At 71.0% G+C, this 24,018-nt stretch carries 12 protein-coding genes; 7 read left to right on the top strand and 5 right to left on the bottom strand.

The annotated features are described in order from the left end of the window. The first annotated feature begins 71 nt into the window (after positions 1-71). Complete coding sequence (locus ACPT94_RS04995; protein WP_425245201.1) at positions 72-950, top strand: helix-turn-helix transcriptional regulator; 879 nt, start codon at positions 72-74, stop codon at positions 948-950. Positions 951-1,247: 297 nt separating this feature from the next. Here ACPT94_RS04995 and ACPT94_RS04990 read toward each other — a convergent pair whose 3' ends face one another. From ACPT94_RS04990 to ACPT94_RS04980, 3 genes are all read right to left on the bottom strand, one after another. Further along, complete coding sequence (locus tag ACPT94_RS04990; RefSeq protein ID WP_425245200.1) at positions 1,248-3,146, bottom strand: CASTOR/POLLUX-related putative ion channel; 1,899 nt, start codon at positions 3,144-3,146, stop codon at positions 1,248-1,250. Between the two features lie 600 nt (positions 3,147-3,746). Beyond that, on the bottom strand, positions 3,747-4,040 hold the full coding sequence (locus ACPT94_RS04985; protein WP_360351559.1) for a hypothetical protein: 294 nt from the start codon (positions 4,038-4,040) through the stop codon (positions 3,747-3,749). Positions 4,041-4,058: 18 nt separating this feature from the next. Then, positions 4,059-13,724 carry a polymorphic toxin-type HINT domain-containing protein gene (locus ACPT94_RS04980; protein ID WP_425245199.1) on the bottom strand — a complete coding sequence of 3,222 codons (9,666 nt, stop codon included), beginning with the start codon at positions 13,722-13,724 and terminating at the stop codon, positions 4,059-4,061. Positions 13,725-14,189: 465 nt separating this feature from the next. On the opposite strand from ACPT94_RS04980, the gene ACPT94_RS04975 reads away from it, so the two are divergent. After that, positions 14,190-16,157, top strand: coding sequence for a DUF8189 domain-containing protein (locus tag ACPT94_RS04975; protein ID WP_360351565.1), 1,968 nt, complete (start codon positions 14,190-14,192; stop codon positions 16,155-16,157). A gap of 191 nt (positions 16,158-16,348) precedes the next feature. Continuing rightward, complete coding sequence (locus ACPT94_RS04970) at positions 16,349-19,720, top strand: LamG-like jellyroll fold domain-containing protein (RefSeq protein WP_425245198.1); 3,372 nt, start codon at positions 16,349-16,351, stop codon at positions 19,718-19,720. 205 nt (positions 19,721-19,925) lie between these two features. On the opposite strand, the gene ACPT94_RS04965 is transcribed toward ACPT94_RS04970, so the two are convergent. After that, a complete protein-coding gene (locus ACPT94_RS04965) occupies positions 19,926-20,240 on the bottom strand; it encodes a hypothetical protein (protein WP_360338857.1) in 315 nt (104 codons plus the stop codon). Positions 20,241-20,425: 185 nt separating this feature from the next. Here ACPT94_RS04965 and ACPT94_RS04960 point away from each other — a divergent pair, with 185 nt between their 5' ends. From ACPT94_RS04960 to ACPT94_RS04950, 3 genes are all read left to right on the top strand, one after another. Next, positions 20,426-20,785 (top strand): arsenate reductase family protein, encoded by a 360-nt coding sequence (locus tag ACPT94_RS04960; RefSeq protein ID WP_425245197.1) that lies wholly within the window; start codon positions 20,426-20,428, stop codon positions 20,783-20,785. A gap of 66 nt (positions 20,786-20,851) precedes the next feature. Then, a complete protein-coding gene (locus ACPT94_RS04955; protein WP_425245196.1) occupies positions 20,852-21,700 on the top strand; it encodes a hypothetical protein in 849 nt (282 codons plus the stop codon). A gap of 119 nt (positions 21,701-21,819) precedes the next feature. Further along, positions 21,820-22,521, top strand: a complete 702-nt coding sequence (locus ACPT94_RS04950; RefSeq protein WP_425245195.1) for an RlpA-like double-psi beta-barrel domain-containing protein — start codon at positions 21,820-21,822, stop codon at positions 22,519-22,521. Between the two features lie 3 nt (positions 22,522-22,524). On the opposite strand, the gene ACPT94_RS04945 is transcribed toward ACPT94_RS04950, so the two are convergent. Continuing rightward, a complete protein-coding gene (locus tag ACPT94_RS04945) occupies positions 22,525-23,379 on the bottom strand; it encodes an alpha/beta fold hydrolase (RefSeq protein ID WP_425245194.1) in 855 nt (284 codons plus the stop codon). A gap of 74 nt (positions 23,380-23,453) precedes the next feature. On the opposite strand from ACPT94_RS04945, the gene ACPT94_RS04940 reads away from it, so the two are divergent. Next, positions 23,454-23,903, top strand: a complete 450-nt coding sequence (locus ACPT94_RS04940) for a MarR family winged helix-turn-helix transcriptional regulator (protein WP_425245193.1) — start codon at positions 23,454-23,456, stop codon at positions 23,901-23,903. Positions 23,904-24,018: the final 115 nt, after the last annotated feature.

Raw genomic sequence — 24,018 nt, 5'->3', positions numbered from 1 at the left:
ACCAGTGCCCTCTGCGACGGTAGGACTGCCAGTACCAGGCACAACGGCTGTCCGGCGGAGACAATGGCCGAGTGGACGAGACCCTGGGCACGGCATTGCGCCGCTGGCGCGACCGGCTTTCTCCCCTCGACGTCGGGCGGCCTTCGCGGCCCGGACGACGTGCGGTGGGGCTGCGACGCGAGGAACTGGCCGAGCTCGCGGGGCTGTCGGTCGACTATGTGGTGCGGCTGGAGCAGGGGCGGGCCACGAGCCCTTCGGCGCAGGTCGTCGCGAGCCTGGCCAGGGCACTGCAGCTGCAGCCCATGGAGCGCGATCACGCCTACCGGCTGGCCGGCCTGCTCCCGCCCCAGGAGGGGACGATCTCCACGCATGTTCCGGCGGGGGTCCAGCGGATGCTGGCCCGCCTCGGGGAGTTCCCCGTGGGCGTGTTCAGCGCCGACTGGACCTTGCTGTCCTGGACCCCGGCATGGGCAGTGCTGCTGGGCGACCCCAGCGCACGGACACACGTCGAGCGGAATCTGGCGCGGGCGGTCTTCGCCGCAGGGCCCAGCCGGCTCGCGGCCTGGCCCGTGCTCCAGGACGGCGACGCCCTGAACCCCGCCCTCGTCGCCGACCTGCGCACAGCTCTCGTCGACTACCCCCGCGACCGTGGCCTGACCGACCTCGTCGAGGAACTGAGGTCCACCAGCGCGGAGTTCACCCGACTGTGGGACGAGGGTGCGGTCGGACCGCACGTCTCGGCCCGCAAAACCATCCTGCACCCCCAGGTCGGCGAGGTGACGTGCGACTGCGACGTGCTCACCGTCCCGGGCTGCGACATCCGCCTCGTCGTCTACACGGTGGCCGCGGGTTCCGCCGACGCGGAAAAGCTGGAGTTCCTGCGGGTCACGGGCGGCGTCCGCACCGACGGCCCCTCGCCTCCGGGGCGAGGCAGCTTCTCCACGCCGTAACGGTCTGGCGGCCGGACCCGTTAGGTCCCTCTTCGTGAAACCGGGCGCCACGGCGTTGATCCGCATGGTGGGGGAAGGCCTGCGGTGAGCATGTTGACCGTGGCCTTCGAGGCCGCGTAGGTGACACCCGGGTAGCGGTGGGCCGGATGGTTCGGGTCGGAGACGTGGCAGATGGAGCCGAGGCCGCCGCTCCGTCTCGTCGAGCTTCGCAGGACCGGGAGCCGCTGACACTCAGCGCGTTGCCGTGCCCGGGCGCAGGTGCTGGGCGGCGCCCCCGCGTCCCGCCGCAGCCTTCCGTCAGTCCTTGCCGACGACGACCACCTCGTCCTCGGCCCTCCAGCGGCGTCGCTCGGCCTTGGGCGGATTGATCCGCACGCCGTAGCCGGGACCCGTCGACGAGTCGTCATGGCTTCGGTAACCGATGGCGCATTCACCGCGACGACGTGCCGCGGCCACGACTGTGGCGAAGGACGTCTCACGCCCCGGCAGCACGTAGTCGGTGGCCGGCCGCAGTCGAACCCCGGTGCCGTCGGCGGAGAACAGTTCCTCGAACACCGCTGCCAGGTGCCGGTTCTGGGAGATCTGTGCCATGAGCAGGCCGATGAGCTTGCCACTGATGATCACGTCGGCTCCGGGGCTGATGGGGGCCAGCGCCCGGTTGCGGTCGTCGATCAGTTCGGTGACGACCGGCAGTTCGCGCCCGCCGGCTTCCTCCAGCTGACGCAGAAGCAGGAGGGTGACGAGCGTGCGGTTGTCGGGGTCGTCCGGCGGCTGTCCGGGAGCGGGGTCCTGGCCGAGCACGACCACGCTGTCGTAGGAGTGAACGTCGAGGCGTCGGAGGGTCTCGGGACGGGTGACGTCGCCGTCGTGCAGGGTCACGGTCAGGTCGGTGCCGCTCTGCGCCTCGGCCTCGCTCACCTGCCGGACCGTCGCCTCACCACCGTCCGCGACCACGTCGACGGCGGATCCGGGCCGGGCGCGGCGGCGCAACTGGTCGATCATGAGCGGCGCTCGGCGATTCCAGCCCAGCAGGAGAACCCGCTCCGGCCTCGCGGGCGTCGCAGGACCGGACGCCATCGCCGCCTTCTCGACCAACTCCGCGCAGTCGCCCGGCCAGGCCGTGTCGTCGTCACGGGAGATGACGATGAGCACGTCGTCCGGGGCTATCGGCGTCTGCGGTGGCGGGTTGAGCAGCGGGGTGTCTCCTCGCATCATCCCGACGACGCTCGACGTCGGGTAGGACAGCAGCGCGTCGCCGAACGGGCGGCCGACCAGGGACGGCTCGGTGATCAGGTAGAACTCGTCGCCGGCGAAGTCGAGGAGTTCCTGGTGCACGAGGGAGAGCCCGGGGCGGCGGGCGGCCTGGACGATCAGCCGGGCGGTGACGGTGTCGCTCTCCAGGACGACGCCGCCCGGTCCGGCGGCGAGACGGGCTGCCAGGCGGTAGCTGTCGTCCCGGACGGCGGCGACGACGGGCGGACGGGGTCCCTCCCCCGCCACGGCCGCCCTGAGCGCCAGCAGCGTCTTGACCACCTCGGCGTCGGCGTCGGGCTCGTCGTGGGGCAGGACCAGCACGACACCGGCCGTGTCCGGGCTGGTCAGGGTGAGCACGGCCGGGTCGGTGGTGGGGCCGCTGCGGCAGATCAGCCGCGTACGGCCGACGGGGCCCACCTTCCTGCTCAGGGCCTCCTCCATGGCGGTCTTGTCCCGGTCGGCCAGCACGGCCACCGCCGCGCGCCGCTGGTTGGCGCCCGCGGCCACCAGCTCGCTCACCACCGTGAAGACCTGCTCCGACCACCCCAGAACCACGGCGTGTCCTTGTTCGAGCACGGTGGAACGGCCCCGTCGCAACGCGGTGAGGCGCTCCGTGAGCGCCGTTGTGATCAGGCCGACGAGCGTCGAGACGTACAGCAGAGCGACCAGTGCGAGCAGCACCGACATCGTCACTCGCAGGGGCGTGTCCTTCGCACCGCCCAGCCGCAGTGTCTCCCCGGTGAGGTGCCACACCTCCGCCAGCCGGTCCGTCAGAGGCGCCGGCGCTTGCGGGTCGGTCCACACCAGCACCGCACTGGCCGGGACGACGATGGCCAGACACAGCAGCGCCATCCAGCCGACGAGGACGGAGGCACCGCGGGCCAGCGTGCTGTCGAACCAGTAACGGGCCCTGTCACCGAACGGAGTGCGCCGCTGCGGCACCCTTCCCTCCCCTCCGCCGCCCCGCACTCCTCGTCAGGACGCATCGGGCGCCGTGCACGCGATGCGCCGCGCAGGCCCGCCGGAGAGCACGGATGTGGATACGTATGTGGCAGTGTGGGGAATCGATCGCGGCCGTGGACGCGGTTCGCTGAGCATTCATCCCTTCGGGTTTCCCGAGCCGTCCACTGCGGCGGACCTGCGGTGACGTCAGGGTTTGCCGCCGTCTTCACTCTTTCGAGTCATGTCGACCGGATGCACGGGGCGTCCCGTGTGAACAGATAGCTGGTGATCCGGCAGGCCAGGAACTCGCCAAGGACGAGGTGGCGCAGCCGGCCGCCTGGCAGAAAGGCACGCGTGCACCACCCGCCGCCCGCCGATCAGCGTGCAGTCACCAGGGTCGTCGATGGCGAGCCGGGAGACATCTCGCTGCCCCACGCGACCTTGGAGAGCAGCTGAGGAATGGCCCGGGCCGGCGCCTGCCACCGCGCAATTCCCCCCAGCGGACCCCGGGCACGCCCCTCAGCAGGCCTCCTCCGGTCGGCCCATGCCGAAACGGCGCAGCATCAGGCGCACAACTCTTACGGCACAGCTCCGACCGCCTCACGTTCGGCCTCTCCCAGCGAACCGCAACTCTCGCAACATTTCAGCGAGCTCAGGCGGCATCTCTGACATCACGCCAGCAGCTACGTCGACCAACAGGCGCACCGCGCGCTCGAGTTCAGCCAGCGGACGTCCCTCCTGCAATGCCACATAGACCTCTGCGAGGGGCGTCCCGATCGAACTCTCCACCACCTCGGGCAAGGCGTCCAGGTATGCGTCGTCGTCCGTGAACACGAGGTCGACCACACGCGTCGCTGCCTCCCTGAACGCCTGCTCATTCCTGATGCCGGGCATACCCCTACTCCTCCTCGGCTACTTGTCGTGGTCGATGCCGACCCAGTCGAGACGTGGCTGGCATGTGTGAGCGCACGGCGTCGCAGGGGTGCCGTGAGCGGTGCCCCCAGAGTTCAATCCTCGAACTTTCACCACCTCCATCGTGCCGTTGATCAAGGCGGAGTCGCCTTCTGCCTGCTCAGCAAGAATCATGCACATCGTCTCTGCGCACTGATCGTGGCCGCGCTTGCCCTTCTGACGGATCATCCGGTCGAGGAGCCCTCCAGCCTTCGCCTTCAGACCGTGCCCGTTGTAGCCGAAGTAGCTCTTACCCGAAGGCGACGTGTACTTCGCCGCGTAGATCACCCCGCGCTTCTTTGAATGCGGGCGCAGGAAGTCCGCATATCCGACCAGATCCGCAGAGGGACCACAGTTGTGAACGAGGGTGGACGTCTCGCCCGCCGCCACGTAGTACGTGTGCGCCGTGTCGACCGTCAGGTTGTAGACCGCGGCCTGCTGTGTCCACGCGCTGACCGCGTCGACCTGCACCCACGTGCCGGAGCCGGTCTGGAGCCACTGGCCGGGCTTGAGTTCGCCGGCCTTCAGCCACTTCTTCAGGTCGGGGACCCAGAAGGGGTGGCCGGTGGTCGCGGTGATGGTGTCGGTGGCGTCGCCCTTGTCGCCGTCCGTGTCGACCGTGAGCCTGACGAGGTGCTTCTCGCCCCTGCCCTCGATGGTGTCGGTGACCTTCTGCTTGGTCGTCTTGCCGGTCGTGGGGTCGGTGGCGAGGACCTCGTCGCCTTCCTCGACCTTCTCGATGGGTTTGCGGCTGCCGTCGGCCATGACGACTTCGGTTCCCGGCACGAAGCTGTTGGCGGAAGCCATCGAGGCCACGTCCATCGCCGTGCTCGCGCACTCGACCGCAGACTCGACCCTGTCGACCGTGTCGCCGACTCTCTCCGCCGCCTTGGCGATGTCGTCCGCGTACTTCGCCGCCTTCGACGCCATCCGTCCGGCCTTCGCCGCCCGCACGGCCGCCGCGCCGGCGCCGCCGAGCAGGACTCCGCCGACCGTGGCCGCGGCCCAGGCGCAGGCCTCCATGTCGCCCTTGGTGACGCAGTTCTTGATGTCGTTGAAGCCGGTGACCTCGCCGACGACGTTGGCGACCGTCTTGACGCCTTCCCAGACCTCGCCCCAGTCGACCGCCTCCGAGACGGTCTCGACGACGCTGCCGACCTGCTTGACGACCTCGTCGCGGATGGCGTCCACGGTCCTGGCGACATCGGCGACGACCTGGACGGCCGCGCCGACGATGATCGCCGGGAGGTTGGGGTCGCCGGTGACGATGGCCTTGCCGACCGCGATCAGGGGCTTGGCCGCGGCGACGATCTGTGGGATCGGGTTGTGTTTGGCCGCGTAGGAGGCCGCTGATCTGGCCTTCTTCGTGATGTAGACCTTGGCCTGGTAGGCCGCCCGGGCGGCTTGTCTCGCCTTCTCGCGGGCCCACTGGGTGAAGCCCGTCTTCTGCCCCACCCACCTGACGGCGTTGACGGTGGCGTCGACGACCGTCTTCAGGCCCGACTTGCGGTACAGGTAGCCGGCGGCCTTGCCGACATAGCTCAGCGCCTTGCTGAGCGCGGCCCCCGGGTTGCGCCAGGCCCACTGCACGCCGTGCCAGACGGACCGCGCCTTCTTGTAGACCCAGGAGTTCTTGACCGTCTTGACGACGGCCTTCGTCTTCTTCTCGCACCAGCCCCAGCCGAAGCACGGGAAGTGGCCGTCGGGGTCGGTGTAGTCCATCGGAGCGCCGGCGCCGTACGTGTACCGGTTCGCGAGGATCGACGCGCCCGAGGTGGACTGGTAGTCGTCGCGGGAGTCGAAGACGCCGGTGCCCGGGTCGTACCAGCGGGCGTGCATGTTGACCTGGGCGGTGTCCGGGTCGGTCCAGTCGCCCTGGTAGCCGACGTTGCCGTCCACGCCCTCGGCGCTCGCGGTGCCGCGGACCTGGCCGAAGGGGTCGAAGGCCGTGGACTGGTCCAGGGCCGTCGCCGCGCCGTTCGTCGCCGACATGTCGCCGACGACGTCCCCGTGCTTGTCCTCCAGCGTGAGCCGGGCCGTGCCGCCGTTCTCGGCGACCGCCATGAGCTCGTCGGCGGCGCCGCGGCCGTACGTCGACGTCTGGTCCTTGACCGGGTCCGGTGTGAAGCCGGCGTAGCTGAAGTCCACGCCGTTGCGGGCCGCGACACGGTCCATCGAGTCGTAGGTGTACTCCGTGCCCGACTCGCCCGCCTTCACCATCCGGTCGAAGGCGTCGAAGGTGAACTTCTCCGTCAGGCCCGAGCTGGTACGGGTCTCCAGTGTGCCGCGCGGTGTGTGGTCGTAGGTGTAGTCGCCGTCGGACAGCAGCCGGTTGCGCTCGTCGAAGGTGGCGGTCTTGCCGCCGTTCTTCACGCGGTTGCCGCTGTCGTCCCAGCCGTACTCCGTCGTCGTGCCGTCGGCCGTCCAGGAGGTCAGGCGGCCTGCCTGGTCGTAGCCGTAGGTGCTGGTCCCTGCCTTGGCCGTGCCGGCCGTGGTCTTCGACGTGAGCTGGTCGTTGGTGTCGTAGCCGTAGTCGGTCGACGCCATCGTCTGGCCGGCGCTGTTCTTCAGCGTGTCGGTGTCGAGTCGGCCGAGGTCGTCGTAGGTGAAGGAGCGGGACTGGCCCGCGCCGTAGTCGACCTTCTTGACCACGCCCGCGCCGTCGTAGGTGTAGCTCTGCCGCACACCGGTCAGCGGGTCGGTCGCCGAGGCCAACTGCTGCTTGGCGTAGGTGAAGACGGCGGTGCCGGCCGCGTCGGTGCGGCTGGTGAGCAGGCCGTCGCTGTTGTACTCGTACGTGGCGTCGCCGGACGGTCCGGTCGCCTTCAGCAGTCCGCCCCGGTCGTTGTACTCGTAGGTGTTGTCGCCCTTCGGGGACGCGGCCTTGACCAGCCGGCCCGCCGGGTCGTACTGGAACCGCTTCTCGGGGGTGGCCACTTCGGCGCCCGTGCCGGTCTCGTGGACCAGCTGGCCGGCCTTGTCGTACTCGCGCTCGCGGACCACGTTGCCGGGCGCGGTGAGCTTCACCGGCTGGCCGAGGGCGTCGTACGCGGTGGTCCAGGTGCGCGCCTCGGGCGCCGGGTCGCGGGCCGTCGAGGGCTCGATGACCGACTCGGCGAGGCCGAGCGTGTTGACCGTGTAGATCGTCGTGTTCCCGCGGCCGTCGGTGTAGCGGGTGCGGTTGCCGAGCGCGTCGTAGCCGAAGGACGTGGTGATGGACTTTGTGTCGGAGACCGGCTCGGTCTGGCTGGTGAGCCGGTTGAGCGCGTCGTACGTGTACGTCGTCGTACGGTTCAGCGGGTTGGTCGACGTGACCAGGTTGCCCGCCTTGTCGTAGGTGTAACTCACCTTGCGCAGCTGGCTGTTGGCCGGGTCCAGGTCCTGGTCCTGGACGAGCTGGCCGAGCTGGTCGTAGATCTTCGCCGAGGTGCGGCCCATGCCGTCGGTGTGGCGCACCTCGCGGCCCGAGGCGTCGTAGCCGAGCTGGGTGACGGCGCCGCTCGGCTCCTGCAGCCTGGTCAGCTGGCTGAGCCCGTCGTAGGTGTACTGGCTGACCGCGCCGCTCGGCGAGGTCTGCTTCAGCACGTTGCCCGCGTCGTCGTACTCGTTGCGGGTGGTGAAGGCGCCGGGCACGGGCTTGCGCTCGATCTGGGTGGTGGTGACCGGGCGGTCGAGGTCGTCGTACGTCGTCTCGGCGCGGGCGCCGGTCGGGTCGGTGACCGACAGCAGCTCTCCGGTGCGGGTGTACGTGTACTTCCACTGCGCGCGCTCGTCGCCGGTGCCGACGGGCACGTCCTTGACGGTGAGCCGGTTCTGGCGGTCGTACTCGAACTTCGTCACGCGGCCGAGCGGGTCGGTCGTCTCGGTGACGTTGCCGAGCGCGTCGTACTTGTTGGTGACGGTCGGGGCGACGGTCTGCGACGATCCGGGCGCGGTGTAGGCGGGCGCGGTCGCGGTGACCGCGCGGCCGAGCCGGTCGTAGACGGTGCGGTTGGTGCGGCCGAGCGCGTCGACCGACTCGGTGACCGCGCCGAAGGTGTCGTACCCGGTGAAGGTGGTGGGCCGGGAGGTGGCGGGGGCGCCGCCGCCGGACTCGGTCTGGACCTCGGGCGCGGTGACGGAGGTCGCCCGGCCGAGCTCGTCGTAGCCGTACTCGGCCTTGTTGCCCGCCGGGTCCGTCTTGGACGTGGCGAGTCCGCGGTCGTCGTAGGTGTAGACGGTGGTCCGCGAGTCGGTGCCGTTCTCGACGGTCTCGTGGGTGACGTTGCCCGCGTCGTCGTACTGGTAGCGGACGGAGTCGCCGGTGACGCTCACCGGCCAGGGGACGTTGGAGGGAGAACCGCTGGAGGCGGTCGTCTCCACGTTGCCGGCGAGGTCGTAGGTGTAGGTGGTGCGCCTGGCCAGCCCGCCGGGGTCCATGACCTCGGACTTCACCCGGCCGACCGCGTCGTAGGTGTACTCGGTGACGAGCTTGCCGTTGGCGCTCGTCTCGGTCAGGACGTTGCCGGCACCGTCGTAGGTGTTGGACTCCACGACGATGTCGCGCTTGGTGCCGTCGGGGTTGTGGAAGTCCTTCAGCGTGATGGACTTGACCAGGTCGTCGCCGTAGTACTGGTAGATCAGCGAGCGGCCCATCGAGTCGGTGTGCCGGACGAGCCGGCCGCCCATGTCGTAGGCGTACGACTGCAGGACGGTGTAGTCGCCGTCGCCCCCGTCGTCGTCCCAGTCGCGCAGCCGGGTCTCGGCCATCATGTTGCGCGCGGTGTAGACGTAGTCGAAGTGGTTGCCGTTCGCGTCCACCATCGAGGTCTTGTTGCCGAAGACGTCGTAGGTGTACGTCGTCTCGTTGCCCTCGGCGTCGGTGACCCGTTCCGGTCGGCCGTGGTCGTCGAGCTCGAAGGCCATCACGCGCGTGGCGTCGCCGCCCAGCAGGTCGCTGATCTCGGTGCGCACCACGTTGCCGTCGGCGTCGTAGGTCGTGGTGGTCTTCTGCTGGTGCTTGCCGCTGGTGACGACGTTGGTGGCCGCCGGGTCGGTGAGCGTGGCGACCCTGGAGAGCTTGTCATAGGTGAACGTCGACGTGGTGCCGGCCGGGTAGGCGTCCGTGACGACGGTCTCGCTGAGCTTTCGGCCCAGCGCGTCGTACGTGTACTTGGTGACCCGCCCGGACGGCTCGGTCACCCAGGCCAGGTCGCCGTTCTTGTAGTACTGGTAGCGGGTGACCTTCCCGCGGGGGTCGGCGGTGGTCAGCGGCAGCCCGGTGGGCGTGTTGCCGCCGCCGACGGCCGGTTCGGCGCCGGTCGTGTAGGTGTTCCTGGCCGTGCCGCCGTCGGGGGCGGTCTGGGTGAGCAGGGCACCGCTGGTGTTGTACGAGTACTGGGTGCGGAAGCGGTTGTCGGTGGGGCCGGACGAGCGGCCGTCCCGGGTCTCCGAGGGCTGGTCGCCCCGCAGGTCGAAGTCGCCCGTCGCCACCGGGTAGGTGGTGTACGAGGTCTGGCAGGAGCCCGCGGCCCGGCAGGTGGTGCGGCTGGTCACATTGCCGCGGTCGTCGTAGCCGAGAGTGACCTTGTCGCCGTTCTCGCTGACGATCCCGGTCTGGAACCCGTTGTCGTCGTACTCGAAGAGGCGGATGGCGACGCCGTCGACGGGGTGCCGGATGAAGTCCGGCTCGCTGCCGCCGTCACCGGGCGGATTGGTGCAGAACGCCGGGTCTCCCGGGTCGGGTTGGGTGCAGATCTGGCCGGGGTCGGTGGGTGACGGGGACGGGGAGGCGGTGGCGGACTCGCGGGCGCCGAGGGCCATCGGCTCGCCGTAGCGCAGCAGTCGCGAGGACAGTCCGTCGTACTCGTAGAAGTACGGGGCGTCCATCGGGTCGTGGACCTCGACGGTGCGGCGCAGGTCCCGGTCGTTGCCGAAGACCGCGGGGGCGCCGATCTTCCAGGTGCCGCCGTTGCGGTCGGTGTACTCGTCGACCCGGTCGCGCGAGGCGTCGTACTGGACCTCGGAGGCGACCCGGCCGCTCGGCAGCGTCGTCCTCGTCAGGACGTCGGCGGTCCGGCCGGCCTCGCGGTAGTGGGCCGTGACGGCCGCGGAGCCCAGCGGGTGGTGGTAGACGGCGACGTCGTCGATGGTGCCCGCGAAGGACTTGGCGGCGGTGGAGCCCCAGCCGGGCCAGGAGGCGGGGGTGGTGGCGTGGGCGGCGCCGATCTGGTTGTGGGTGAGGTTCGTCTGCAGGGGCTGCTTGCCGGTGATGGTGCCGGAGAGCTTGCCGTCCAGGTAGAGGCTCTGGGTGGAGCCGGACATGGACAGCGCCGCGTGGTGCCACTGGCCGTCGTTGACGTTCTTGGTGATGTCGGTGATCGGCTCGACCGTGCCGGTCCAGAACTGGCCGCGCAGCTTTCCGTCGGTGCCGACGTACAGCATCGGGACACCGGTGCCGGGGGCGGTGCCCCAGGCCTTGTCCTGGTAGCCGACCAGCGGTCCGCCGACGCCGGAGGCGATCGTCTTGAACCAGACCTCCACGGCGGCGTCACGGCTCTTCTTCAGCGTGCCGGCGGGCAGGTCGATCCGCGAGGTGGTGCCGTTGAAGGTCGCGGCTGTGCCGGGGTCGCCGGCGATCGCGCCCGTCGCCTTCAGGGTGACGTTCTGGTAGGTGCCGCGGTCCTTGCCGAGGTTGGCCTCGTTGGCGCTGTCGGCGGCGGTGCCCTCCTCCTCGCCGAGGCGCCAGTACGACTCGGGGCGGGAGTCGAGCACGGTGGTGCGGTAGTGGCTGCCTGTGCCGTAGGCGTACTGGGTGCAGCCGTTCAGCGGGTCGCAGACCTTGTCCAGCAGGTCGCCGGTGTAGGTGTACGTCCAGGTCAGCGGGGCGCCGTCGACGGCGGTCGTCTGGACCCTGGTGACGTGCGCGCCGGTCCAGGTGAAGGTCAGCGAGCGGCTGGTGCGGGTGTTCGTCGCGGTCGAGAGCTTCCCGGCGCTGTAGGTGTAGGTGACCGCGTTGGAGTACGGGTCGGTGATCTTGGCCAGCAGGCCGGAGGAGCTGAAGTCGTACGTCGTACCGGACTTGTCCTGCAGCTTGTAGGTGCTGGTCGCCGAGTCGAAGGTCAGCTTGGCGAAGCGGCCGGGCGGCGGGGCGAAGGTCCCGTCGGTGTTCTTGCCGAAGCGGACGTCCTGGCCGTCGGGGTAGCGGATGACGACATTGCCCGTGCCGTCGTCGTCGGGCGTGAGCCGCATGTCGTAGCGGGTCGTCCAGCCCGCGCCGAAGGCGAGGTCACGCCGTGGGTCGAGGCTGTTGTAGGTGCGGATCAGGGTGAGCTCGGGGCCGACGCCGGCGACGGAGGCGTCGACCGCGCTGGAGGTGAAGTTGCCGACGTTCGGGTCGAACTCCTTGCCCTGCGCCTCGGAGAGCCGTGAGGTGATCTCGGGCTGCGGCACGGCGGCGACCAGCGCGACCTGCGCGGTGGGCACCTCGTTGGAGGCGTCCTTGACGAAGCCGCGCCACAGATAGGTCTTGCCCCACTTCAGCCGCCCGGACGGGACCGGGTAGGCCGAGCTCGTCTGATAGGCGGAGGTGGTGCAGGCGGTCGGCTTGCCGTCCTTGTCCGACTCGCAGATCTCGAACTTGTACTGGAGCGTGGAGCCGGGCGGCGCGTCGATGTCGGTGCCCGCCGCCCACAGTTGCGGGGTCAGCGTCTGGGCCTGGTAGCCGTTCGGCGGGAACTGCTCCTTGACCACCGGAGCGATGTCGAAGACCTGGATGGTCAGCCGGCCCGGCGGCACGTGCTCGTCGGTGAAGACCTTGCCGCCCTGGCGCACCATCGTGAAGTCGAGCATGTAGACGCCCGGCGGGAGCGCCTTGATCGTGGCGTCGACGGTCGCCTTGGCGCCGCGGGCCACATTGCCGGTGAGGCTGCCCGAGCGCTGCTGGGTGACCAGCTTGCCCTTCTTGTCGTACGCCCGGTAGGCCAGGTAGTAGGTGGACGGCGTCCAGGTCTCGGCGCCCTTGTTGGTGACGGAGACCTTGACCTTGCCGGCCTGGTTCTGCAGCACCGGCGGGTCGGGGACGGGCTTGGGGAAGCTGTAGGACGCGTTGTACGGCGAGTGGGTGACGTACAGCTTGGGCGGGTTGGCCGTGGCGTGGCCGGTGAACTTCTTGAACCCGAGCGAGTCGGTGGCGGAAGCCCGCAGCGACAGGCCGTTGTTGGCCTGGGTGCCGTTCACCCAGCGCTGCACCAGGTCGCGGCCGCCCTTGCCGAGGTCGAAGAGCTCGCCGGCGGCGGGGCAGGCGGACCGCGACTGCCCGAGGCCGATGTAGCCGTACGCGAAGGACTTCGAGGCGAGCGCGCCGCCCACCGAGGGGCCGGGGTAGGCGGTGCCCGTGCCGGCGGTCCAGGACTGGGTCACGGGGTGGACCGAGACCGGGCGTGGCTTGCAGGAGGCCGAGTCGAAGTTCACGACCTGGAGCTGCACACCGAAGATCTGGTGGTACCTGAGCTCCTCGTCGAGTCCGGGGAAGCCGAGGTACGCGGCGGAGGCGCCGTCCGGGCCCTTGCCGACCTGCAGTTCGCTGGAGCCGACGACGGAGCCGCCGCTGCGGACCGTCATGGAGGTGGAGGCGGACGTGGTGTCGACGGAGGGGTCGATGCGGACGGGGTAGGCACGGGCCGGGTCGGCGAGCCAGTCCCGGTCGGCGGTCACCTTCAGCGCCTGGCCGCCGCCCTGCCCCTGGACGAGTTCGTACGTGACGGCGTGCGACACGGCCTGGGCGGCGTCCTCCATGAACCCGGCCGGGACGACGGCGCGGGTGCGGCCCTCGGCGTCGGTCAGCAGAATCGATCCGCCGTCGATTCTGGCGGTGAGGCCCTTCAGGTGGAGCGGGAAGACGAAGCTGTTCGGGGCAGTGGCCGACTTCAGGAGGAGCGTCTCCTTGACACCGCCGGCCTGTGAGTCGAGCCAGAGGTCGGTCTCCGGGAGGACCTGCTCGTAGGCGACGCGGGCACCGTCCGCCGTGCCGGGCACGGAGGCGGCACCGCTCAGCCCGTAGCCGAAGGACTCACCGGAGGGCAGGGTGACAGAGGCGAGCTCCCCGGCGTCGGCCCGGTCGGCGAAGCGCAGGGCCACGGAGTCGGCGGCGTTCGCCCAGCCGCCGGTCTGCTCGACCAGTTCACTGTCGATGGGCCGCCAGGTCCCTTGCTCATCCCGGTAGTTGATCGGGTCGGTGGAGATCTCGCTGGTGCGGGTGCCGTCCTCGTTGGCGTAGGTACGGCTGCGGGCGTCCCGCTCCGAGACGATCTCCTTGCTCGTCCCGCGGTCGAAGCCCTTGACCGGCGCGGGGGCCGGAGTGGTGACTTCCACCGTGTTCTTCCGGGCCGTGGGCCGGGCGGCGGGCGGGCTCTTCAGCGGGTACTTGGCGCGCAGGGACCGCGGCGCGTTGTCGTTGCGTCTTCCACCCGCCAGGTGGCTGAGCCCCTCGGCGCTGCCCCAGCGCTGGCCGGGGCCCTTGGCGGCGGCCGGCTTCCCCGGGAAGAGCGGGATCCCCACCCCGGCGATGCCGAGTGAACCGACGGCGATGACCGCTGTCACGGCGAGTGCGATGGCCTTGCCCCAGCGTGAACGCAGGAGTCTTGGCATCAGGAACTTGCGCGCGAGTGTCCGGTACGCCGGCACGGCTCCCCCACAGGACGAACGAATGATCGAGGGGAGCCTGTCGAACCACCCTCACCCTGTCGACCGTGCGGCGTGATCATTCATCTGAGAGTGACCATTGCGTGATCACCGCCTCCGGTGCCGACACAGGCTTTTCACAGGCACTTCCTGGCAACGCCGATGCAAAGGGCGATTTTCCGCCGGTAGCCGAAATGGACCGGTCGCCGGGAGAATCGTTCGACGGAAGGACCTCTCGAATTCACACAACGTTAAACCGGTGCCGCACAGGGTCCCGGGAGTTTCGGTTCGCACGGCATCCGCGCCGGCGCCAACTGGCCAGGGTGCAGGGCCTGTTGTGTCCAGCCGTTCACCTTTGAGATTCTTTTTGAAGATCTTTGTTCACCTTCTTGAAACGGTAGCGTTCACCCTCGGACGCTTAACGTCCATGTCATGAACCGGATTTCAGCTCGCGCACTCATCTCCGCCACTGCTCTGGCCACGGCCCTGGCGACCGCGCTTCCGCTCACCGGCGCACTGCCCGCCGCTCCCGCAGCGGCTGCCGTGTCGCTGACCTGCGGCTCCAACGGGGCCACATACGCCCTGGACTCCGCCGGCAAGCTCAGCAGATTCGACATGCCGGACCCGGCGGTCGGCAACGCCCTGCCCGCGGGCAGCACCATCGACACCAGCTGGACCGGCTACGGCCATATGCTCGCCGGCCCCGGCGCGACCTTCTACGGCATCAAGTCGGACGGGCTGTACTACAGCCACCGGGTCAGCTCCAACAGCACCTGGGACGTCCACCACCGGAAGATCAGCTCCAGCTTCGCCCAGTTCAGGGCCGCCGACCGGATCGACGACATCACCATCGACCGCGGCGGCTACCTATGGACGCTCTCCGGCACCACCAACGACCTGCGCTGGTACCGCTACGACGCGACCGCCAACGAGTTCGTCGAGGGCAGCGGCAAGATCGTCGACATGGGCTGGAACTACGACGCCATCTACGCGGGCGACCGCGGCGTCATCTACGGCCGTGACGCCACCGACGGCAAGCTCTACCGCTCGCGCTACGACTACACCAGCCAGCGCTGGATCGAACGCCACGTGCTGGAGTCCGCCGCCGACTGGAGCGACACCAAGTTCATGCCGTCGTACGGCGGTGACACGCTGTTCCGCGTCAAGGGCAGCGGCGCGGTCGCGTACTACCGCTTCGACGAGGACATCCGCGACTGGCCCGTCTACAACAAGCAGGTCGAGGCGTCCGGCTGGGCCGGCTACGTCTCGGTCTCGGCGGGGCCCGACATCTGCAAGCTCAACGTCAACCACACGCCCGCGGCGACCCCGGTGCCGCTGGAGTCGTACACCCCCAACTCCGTCATGCAGGCGCCCGACGGCAAGCTGGAGCTCGCCTACACCGACAACATCGGCCGCCTGGTCCACGGCCGCACCGACCCGGCCGACTTCAACGGCACCCAGTGGACGGTGATCTCCGGCCAGGAGGCCTTCACCGGCCGGCCCTCGCTCTCCGCGCACACCGACGGCCGCGTCGTCGTCACCGCGCACAACACCTCCGGCAGCGTCTGGCAGCGCAACCAGACCGCCAAGAGCGCCGCCGACTGGGGCAACTGGATCGATCTGGCGGGCGCCATGAAGCAGCACGCCGTCACCGGCAAGACCCCCGGCGGGCTGATGACCCAGTTCGCCCTCGACGCGAGCGGCAAGCCCTGGTACCGCATCCAGCAGCGCGCCAACGTCGACTTCATGGGCTGGATGCCGCTCTCCGGCACCGGCTTCACCGGCCCCCTCACCGCTGTCACCGTGCGCGACGGCATCCAGCTCTTCGGCAGGAAGGCCGACGGCACCCTCTCCACCGCGCTCTTCAAGGAGGCAGGCACGCTCTCGGCGTGGACCGGCATGGGCGCCCAGGCCGTCGCCGGCACGCCGTCCGTCGTCGTCTACCCCGGCTACCGCATCCGCGTCTTCGCCACGGACCCGAACGGCAACGTGGTCACCGCCGCCCAGGCCGCCGAGGGCGGGGCCTACGGGACCTGGGAGACCGTCGCCGGCGTCACCGCGCAGGGTTCCCCCAGCGCCGTCATCTCCCCGCTGACCGGCCTCACCGAGGTCGTCGTCCGCGGCACCGACGGCACGGTCCACAACACCGGCGAGACCAGCCAGGGCAGCGGTGCCTGGCGCGCCTGGCAGCAGGTGAGCTTCGAAGCCTCGGCCACCGAGCCGACCGCCTTCACCTACACCGGCCCCACCGGTCCGACCTGGGCCTACACGTTCCGTACCGCCGACAACCAGACCCGCATCTACCAGGTCCAGCTGACCGCCTCGTTCAGCGCGATGCGCGCCGAGGCCGACGCGCCGGACTTCCAGGGCAGCGAGCTGACCGCGCCGCCGGCCAAGTGATCACACCACCGAGGAGGCCGTGGCGGCCCGGCGGCCGCCACGCCCCGCCTCCACCGCCGCCCGCTCCGCCCCGTCTCCTTCCGTACCCTCGGCGCGGGGCGGGGCGGGGCCGGGCGGCCTTCCGCTTACGGCCAGAGCCTCACCGCGGGGCCTCGTCGGGGCCTCACCGCACCAGAAAGGTCTGCACCGCCGTGTCCCGGCTACGCATACGCGGCCTCGGCGCCGCCCTCGTCACCCTGACCCTGGTCCTCCTCGGCGCCGTCGCCCCGCCCGCCGTCGCGAGCGGCACACAGCTGTCGGCCGACGGCCTCATCGGGACCGAACAGATCCTCTTCCGCTCCGGAACCGCCGGGTACGGCTGTTTCCGCATCCCCACGATCACCCGTACGAAGGCGGGCACACTGCTCGCCTTCGCCGAGGCCCGCCGCTCGCCCTCCTGCGCCGACCGGGGTGCCATCGACATCGTCGTCCGCCGCTCCACCAACGGCGGCCGCACCTGGGGCCCCGTCCGCGTGGTGCTCGCCGGCAGCGACACCGACCCGGAGACGCCCTACACGCGCGGCAACCCCTCCCCCGTGGCCGACCTGCGCACCGGCGACGTCCATCTGCTCTCCACGTCGGAACCGTCCGAGCCGGGCGGCAAACGGCTGCCGCGGATCCAGCGCAGCACGGACGACGGGCTGACCTTCGGCGCGCCGAAGCCGCTGCCGCGGCTGTCGAACCCGCAGGACGGCTGGTTCGGCACCGGCCCCGCGCACGGCATCCAGCTCAAGCGGGGCGACAAGGCGGGCCGGCTGGTGGTGGGGGCGTACGAGTCCCCGCCACAGCCCGGTCAGGATCCCCAGCTCGTCGGTGTGCTCTACAGCGACAACGGCGACGAGTGGTTCGCGAGCGCCACGGCCGACTCCTTCGGGCCCGGATTGATGCCGGGCGAGCCGACCGTCGCGGAACTCGACAACGGGAACATCTACATCAACGCCCGCAACAACAACGGTGTTTCGTCCGGGCACCGTACGCACGCCGTCAGCACCGACTCCGGCGCGACCGTGCCCGCGCAGCAGGTCGTGCCCTCGCTCACCACGCCCGAGGTGCAGGCGTCGGTCCTGGCGCTGGAGCAGACGTACCGGGCCAGGCCCGGTGACACGCTCGTCCTCTCGGCGCCCTCGCACCCGACGGACCGCCAGAACATGCGGATCCGCTACTCCACGGACCGCGGCGCCACCTGGCACGACGCCGCGCAGATCAACGCCAAGCGGGCCGGCTACTCGGACCTGGTGGAGCTGACCGACGGCGAGATCGGCCTGGTCTACGAGGGCGGCGACGGCTTCTCCGCGGCCAACATCTACTTCAACCGCTTCACCCCGGCGGCGGCCGGTGTGCCGGGCACCTTCACCGGCAAGGTGCATCCGCAGGCCTCAACGGCTGCGGGCCGCACCACTCCTGACGCCACGCCGGACGCCGACGACGCCCATCTCGCCGGGGGTTCGGCGCTCGGCGCCGGCCGTTGGGGTCAGGGCCTGGCCCTCGACGCCACCGGCGAGTACGCCGACGTGCCGTACACGCCGGGGATCGACCCGGGCGACGGCGACTTCACCTACTCGCTGTTCTTCAAGTACAAGGCGCAGCCCGGCGAGACCCAGCAGCGGGTCCTGATGTGGGCCTACGGGTACGGCGCGGCGGAACCGCAGGTGTGGGTGCGCGCCCAGCCCGGCCAGAACCGGCTCTACGCCTGGGTGCAGGGCACCGGCGGCAGCGCCTCCGTCGCCCTGACCGACCCCGGCCCGTCGACCGCCTTCGGCGACGACGCCTGGCACCATCTGACGCTGGTGCGCGGCGGCGGACGGATCACGCTCTCGGTGGACGGCACGGCCTCGGCGCAGGCCACCGGGGTGGCCGGGTCGGTCAGCGCCGACCGCGCCGTCGGTGTCGACGGGATCCGGCTCGGGGCCAAGCCGGAGACGGCGGCCGGCGACCCCTTCAGCGGCGGTCTGGACGAGTTCCGCATGTACCGCGGCGCGCTGACGGATGCCCAGATCACCGAGTTGCGCACGGCGAACGCGGCCCCCTCCGCGGACGGTTCGCTCGGTGTGCGGCTGCCGTTCCAGGTGGTCGACACGGCCGATGTGCCCGCGCTGACCTCGGTCGCGATCGAGGACGACGTCTCGGGGCACTGCGCCGACGGCACCCTGCTCGGCGGGGTGCCCGGTGAGGTGGCCGGCCGGGTCGGCAAGGGCGCGATCTCCGTCTCGGCGTCCCGTCCCGGTGTCGAGGTGCCGTATCTGCCGACCCTCGACGTCGGCGCCGGCGACTTCACCTACACCCTGTGGTTCCGGCACACCCTGACCGAGACCGACGCGAACGCCGCGCTGCTGTGGGCCTACGGCTCGGTGACCGGCGAGCCCTCGCTGTGGGTGCGGGCGCAGCCGTCCCAGCGGCGGCTGCTCGCCTGGGCCGAGACACCCGCGGGCGCGGTGCAGGTGGCGCTCGGCGACACCGGCCCGTCGGCCGCCTTCGGGGACGGCGCCTGGCATCTGCTGGCGGTCACCCGAAGCGGTGGCACGCTGCGGCTGAGCGTCGACGGAAGCACGGCCGCCGAGGCGAGCGGGCTGTCCGGTGCGCTCACCTCCAGCACGACGCCGCAGGGGCTGAGGGTCGGCTCGAAGCCGGGCAACCTCGATGTGTTCACCGGTTCCCTGGACGAAGCCCGGCTCTACCAGCGCGCGTTCACGGCGACCGAGCTGACCAGGATCGCGCAGTCCGCCGTCGGCTCCGGGGGCGGCTACCCGGGCGACCGGCCCGCCCTGTCGTGGTCGATGGAGAACGGCCACACCGAGGCCCACCAGGTGGTCAGACCGGCCGCGGGCCCGGCGACCCCGGACTCGTCGGTGCACTGCAACCACGCCTTCGTGCGGGGCGGAGCCCGGCCCGCGGCGGGCGGCGGCAGGTTCGGCGCCGGGCTTCCGCTGGACGGCACGGACGACTCCGTGGAGCTGCCCTACGGCGCGGACGAGGCCCTCGGCTCCCGTGACTTCACCGTGGCGACCTGGCTGCGCTACACGGCGAGCCAGACGAGCGCCAACCAGGTCGTCTTCTGGGCGTACGGCGTCGGCGGCGCCGAACGGCAGCTGTGGCTGCGGGCCCAGCCGGGCCAGGACCGGCTGGCGGCCGTGCTGCAGACCGACACGGCCATCACCACCGTCTACGCCGGCGACGGCAGCGCCGCCCACGCCTTCGGTGACGGCGCCTGGCACCATGTGGTGCTCCAGCGCTCAGGCGGGAAGCTGAGCCTGTCGGTGGACGGCGGGCCGCCCGGGGAGGCCGCGGCTCCGGCCGGCTCGGTGACGTACGAGGACGGCTTCGCGGTGCTCGGTCTCCATCTGGGGGCCAAGCCGGACGGCTCCGACCGGTTCAAGGGCTCCCTGGACGAGTTCCGCCTCGTGCGGCGCGCGCTGACGGCGGAGGAACTGGCCGCCCTGCGCACGTCCGACGCGGACACCGGGACGGCCACCACCGTCCGGCTCCCGTTCGAGACGCTGTCCCCCCAGCCGTACGCCCGGATGTGAGCGGGAGCCGCCGGACTCGGTCCCAGGATCTGCGCGACCCCTGCTGAGCACCTCGCCGGGGGGGGGGGGGGCGGCGGGGGGGGCCCCCCCGCCCCCCCCCCCGCCGCCGGGGGGGGGGGGGCCCCGGGGGGGCCGCCCCCCCCCCCCGGGGGGGGGGGGGGGGGGGGGGGGGGGCGCCCGGCCCCCCCCCCCCCCCCCACCCCGCTTACCGCGAGTACCTCATCAACGCCCGCACCATGTGGCACGTCGTGTCCGACGGCGGGTGAACGCCGATCAGTCGAGCCGTGTCACGGATCCTCTCGTTGCGGGCCTGCCCCGGCAGGTAGACGCCCGAGTCGAGGAGGGCGATGGCAAGACGCATCGCCTTGAGGCGACGGTTGTGCGAGACGTACCACTCGCGCGGGCGTCCCGCCGGCAGCGCCCGCTTCTCCACGGGCGCGTAGGGGAGGTCGAGTTGGACGGGACGCTTCGCGGTGGACTGGGTCGGCAGCGGCTTCGGCTTGAGTGCGGCAGCGGGCACAGGCATCCTCCTGTCGCGGTCAGGGTCCCGACCCGGAACCTCCGGCGGAACCCTCGAACACTGCTTCTATTCTACCGCCCCCCACTGACAAAAGCCCCTGGCCACAAGGGCTTTCGGGGTCGCAGTGACGCACGGGAAGAACGAGTTTCCGGGCACCTCGACACCCTCCGGCTACCGTGAGCCGCATGGAGATCTGGATCAACCCCGCCTGTTCCAAGTGCCGCAGCGCACTCACCCTGCTCGACGCCGAGGGCGCCGACTACACCGTCCGCCGCTACCTGGAGGACGTACCGACCGAGGACGAGATCAGGGACGTACTCGACCGTCTGAACCTGGAGCCGTGGGACATCACCCGCACGCAGGAGGCCGCGGCCAAGGAGCTGGGTCTGCAGGAGTGGCCGCGGGACGCCGCCTCGCGCGACCGCTGGATCGCGGCCCTCGCCGAGCATCCCAAGCTGATCCAGCGCCCGATCATCACCGCCGACGACGGCACGGCGGTCGTGGCCCGCACGGAGGAGGCCGTACGGGACGCCCTGTCCCGTTAGTCCGGTCGGCAATGGTTTGTCGGCAGAGGGGAGTTGAGGTGTTCCGCGCTGTTACCCTCCGCCGCCATGACCTTCGGTGATCAAGGATTCCCGTACGGACCGGCCACGCCGCCACCCGACCCCTACGCCCAGTACGTGGCCGACCTGGAGCGGATACGCAGGCGCCGGCGGACCCGGCGGGCGGTCGCCGCCGGAACCGGCGCCGTCCTCGCCGCCGCCATCGCCGCCGGCGCCGTGATGATGACGACGGGCGGGGACGACGGCGGCGAGCCCGCCTCGGCCGCCCCGCCGGCGACCACGACCGCCCCGGCCTCGCCCTCGGGCCCCGCCGTGCCCTCCGTCGACGTCGCCCTCCCCTCCGATGCCCCGAGCGCCCTGCCCTCCCTGCTCGCCCGGCCGGTCATCCGCCCGGAGCAGGCGTTCCCGCGGACGGTCGTCCAACTGAAGGACGGCTCCCGGTACACACGCGTGGACCTCGCCACCACCACCGACTGCGCCCGGGGCATGTCACCCGAGCTGGCCGAACTCATGGAACAGGGCGAGGAGTGCGCCCGGTTGACGGCGGCGCTGTTCACGGACGCCGACCGGCGCTCGCAGATCACGGTGTCCGTGCTGAGCTTCGCGCGGGTCGAGGACGCCTCGCGCGTGTTCATGATGGCCTCCATGGACCCGGTGACCTACCAGGTGGTCTCGCTCGACCCGCCCCCGCAGGCCGGCCTGCCGACGGTGCCGCCCGGCTCGGCCGGGGTCTTCCGACGGCTGATGACCGTCCGTTCGGTGGTGTTCGCCAACGGCCAGTGGGGCGACGGCGCCGAGACCGGGGAGGCCGAACTCACCGCCCAGACCGAGGGGTTGCTGCGACACGTCGACGACACGGTGGTGGCCTACGAGGACGGGAAGGACGGGGAGGAGTGACAGATCCTCACTGACCTTGTGAGGCAGGTCACTTCAGTTGACTCCTGTAACCGCTGAGTAACCTCGTTCGGTATCTCGTACATAGCGGCGTACGCTCCCCTACCTCTCAGGAGGCGCGCATGTCGCGCAGGAGAACTCTCAGCACGAAGAAGAAGCTCGCCCTGTTGGTGAGTGCCGCGACGGTGGCAGGAGGCGGCGCCTTCGTCATGGCGGCCACGTCGAACGCCGCGCAGCCCCCGCAGACGGCCGCCGAATCGTCCGTCTGCCAGGGTCTCGCCACCGCCCTCGGCAACAACCAGCGGTTCATCGACGGCCAACGGGCCAACCCGGACGCGCAGTCCGCGGCCCGGATCAGCAACCGCGAGGCCGTCATCGAGCAGATCAAGGTGCAGCAGAAGGCGTCGGGGTGCGTCGTTGGGGAGTCGGCTCAGGGCTCCCAGGCGACGCAGCCGGCGCAGTCCGCCCAGCCACCGGCCCAGAGCGCCCCCGCCGGGAATGCCGGAGACACCGGGAATGCCGGTGACAACGGAAACGCCGGAAACACCGGGAACACCGGCGGTGGCGCCGCCTCCGGCCAGCAGGTCTGCAACGGCTCCACCGTCACTCTCTCCGGCGAGGGCGGCACCCCGGCCGCGTCCAGCAACCAGTTCCCGGCGGGGACGAAGCTGAAGGTCACCAACCTGGACAACAACAAGTCCACGACGGTCGAGGTGACCTCGGTCTCCGGCAGCTGTGTGCTGCTGAACAACGCGGCCTTCGAACAGGTCCGTGAGCCCGGCAAGTTCCTGATCCGCCGGGCCGTGATCGAGAAGGTGGGGTGACGCTCAGACGAGAAACTCCCTGAGGCGGCGGCCCAGTTCGGGGGGCGCGGCGTGCGGCAGCGCGTGATGTGACACGTCCGGCAGGACGACCGTCACGGCGTTCCGCAGCACCTCGCCCGCCCGAGCCGTCACCTCGTACGTGTCATGGGTCCTGCTGTTCGCGGCCACGAACAGCAGGACCGGCATGTCCAGGGCCCGCAGCGCCTGAGGCGCCGGACGCGGGCCGGTCACCGGCTTCGCGGACGGGAAGCCCGCGGCCGCCTCCTGAAGACGCAGCCAGTCGGGGGCGAGATCCTTCCCCGTCCCGGTCTCCCACTCCAGAAAGGCCCGTACCCGGCGCGGGGTGGGCCGCAGCAGCATCGGCAGGGCGCGCAGCAGGTACGCCGTCCGGTACCCGGCGAAGCACTGGGTGGGGTCGAGGAGGAACAGGCGGCGTACGCGGCCGGGCGCGCGCAGGGCGTAGTGCAGGGCGATCCAGGCGCCGTAGGAGTGCCCGCCCAGGGACGTCGCCCGGACGCCGAGGCCGTCGAGGACGGCGTCCAGCCAGACGACGAGATCCGCGACCGTCCGCGGCGCCCGTCCCCCGTCCGTCCCGCTCCGCCCCGCCGCGCCGACCAGGTCCACGGCGTACACCCGCCGCTCCCGCCCCAGCTCGCCGGCCTGCGCGTACCAGGACGCCGAAGTCGCTCCCCCGCCTCCCGGCAGGAGCACCAGCGGGGCCGCGTCGCGTGGGCCGCAGACGTTGACGTACGCCGGACCGAAGGGCGTGGGGACGGTCACCGCCTCCCGGTCGGCGGGCCACTTGGCCAGGACCTTGTCGTAGGCCGCACGGAACGCGTCGCTGTCGTACCCGGGCATCACGCCTCACCTCCCCTATTATCTCGTTCAGCGAGATACTCGATGAGCGAGATAATAGCCTCGGAGGAGCACCCATGGCGGCCGAAGGTCCGGAAATGGAGATCGTCCACCTGCTGCGGGCGGTGACGGTCGAGCTGAGCCTGTACAGCGCCCGGTTCGCGAACCGCAACGGCATGCACCCGACCGATGTCCGTGCGCTGATCGCGCTCATGGACGCGCGGCGGGCGGACGAGGAGATGACGGCGGGGCGGCTCGGCGGGACGCTCGGGCTGAACTCGGCCGGGACGACCGCCGTGATCGACCGCCTGGAGCGCGCCGGTCATGTGCGGCGGGTGCGCGGCCGGACGGACCGGCGGCAGGTGGTCGTCGAGGTGGACGAGCGGGCCGTGGAGCTCGGCCAGGCCTTCTTCGGCCCGCTCATCGGGCGGGCGGTGGAGCTGCTGCGGGGCCACGACGAGCGGGAACTGGCGGCGATCCGCGGCTTCCTGGACGGCGTCCGGGAGGCGGCGGCCGAGACGGGCTGACGGCCGGCGTGCCCGCGCGGTCCTCCGTCACTCCCCTCGCATACGAGTCGGACTCCGCCGCTCACGAGTTCGCGGCCCCTCGCACACCGAGTCGCCGTACGCGCGCGTGCACGCG

Origin of the sequence: Streptomyces aurantiaciflavus (genome assembly GCF_049808595.1) — a bacterium.
GTDB lineage: Bacteria > Actinomycetota > Actinomycetes > Streptomycetales > Streptomycetaceae > Streptomyces.
This window is presented reverse-complemented; position numbering and strand designations above follow the sequence as displayed.

Bases quoted from the DNA above. Each gene is read 5' to 3' on its own strand.
- ACPT94_RS04950 (WP_425245195.1), top strand. From the start codon at position 21,820: ATGTCGCGCAGGAGAACTCTCAGCACGAAGAAGAAGCTCGCCCTGTTG.
- ACPT94_RS04975 (WP_360351565.1), top strand. From the start codon at position 14,190: ATGAACCGGATTTCAGCTCGCGCACTCATCTCCGCCACTGCTCTGGCC.
- ACPT94_RS04955 (WP_425245196.1), top strand. From the start codon at position 20,852: ATGACCTTCGGTGATCAAGGATTCCCGTACGGACCGGCCACGCCGCCA.
- ACPT94_RS04945 (WP_425245194.1), bottom strand. From the start codon at position 23,379: ATGCCCGGGTACGACAGCGACGCGTTCCGTGCGGCCTACGACAAGGTC.
- ACPT94_RS04980 (WP_425245199.1), bottom strand. From the start codon at position 13,724: ATGCCAAGACTCCTGCGTTCACGCTGGGGCAAGGCCATCGCACTCGCC.
- ACPT94_RS04985 (WP_360351559.1), bottom strand. From the start codon at position 4,040: ATGCCCGGCATCAGGAATGAGCAGGCGTTCAGGGAGGCAGCGACGCGT.
- ACPT94_RS04940 (WP_425245193.1), top strand. From the start codon at position 23,454: ATGGCGGCCGAAGGTCCGGAAATGGAGATCGTCCACCTGCTGCGGGCG.
- ACPT94_RS04960 (WP_425245197.1), top strand. From the start codon at position 20,426: ATGGAGATCTGGATCAACCCCGCCTGTTCCAAGTGCCGCAGCGCACTC.